Raw genomic sequence first — 657 nt, forward strand, 5'->3', positions numbered from 1 at the left:
TTTTACGCCACCAAGATTAATTAATTGACCCAAAACAAACGAGGTCAGAGCATAGGCCAACATCACAACTGCTAAACCAATACTGGCGTTGATAATTCTTTGTCGGGCTTTATTTATTTTGTCGGTATTGCCACCAGCAGTCATCCACTGAAAACCAGAAATAATTATTAATAACATAAAAATAATACCCAAAAAACCAAGGAGCTGTGGTATTAAATCAGCAATAATTGTTTTAACATCAGTTTTATCTGTTTTAAAACCAGCACCAGCGGCCGTTGTGTTTAAACCTTTTATAGCATCATCAACACTAGCCAAAACACTTGATCCCAATAAACAAAATAAAGCGACTATTATCAAAATAGTCACTCCTCCTTTAATTTTTGTGCTGACTTTTAACATTTTATATTCCACACCTTAGTGGGTCAATTATCATACCCTGACCCACTATAGTCTAGACTATAAATATCTGACAAACTCAAAGTCTTAACGAATAGAACCGTTGATTTGACTGATAACGAAAGTGGCAATGGAGAAAGCGCCAAGTACGATCACGAGGCCAATAGCACCATTGATGATATACTTACGGCCTTTAGTTACTTTGTCTTCGTTACCGCCAGCAGTCATCCACATAAAACCACCGATTAAGATGATGACGAC

At 37.0% G+C, this 657-nt stretch carries 1 pseudogene (running past one end of the window); it reads right to left on the reverse strand.

Annotated elements, in window-relative coordinates:
- Positions 1-399, reverse strand: a pseudogene (locus tag COX77_04540) (hypothetical protein) (it extends 24 nt beyond the left edge of the window).
- Positions 400-657 lie beyond the last annotated feature (258 nt).

This window comes from Candidatus Komeilibacteria bacterium CG_4_10_14_0_2_um_filter_37_10, assembly GCA_002793075.1.
Lineage (GTDB): Bacteria > Patescibacteriota > Patescibacteriia > UBA1558 > UBA1558 > UM-FILTER-37-10.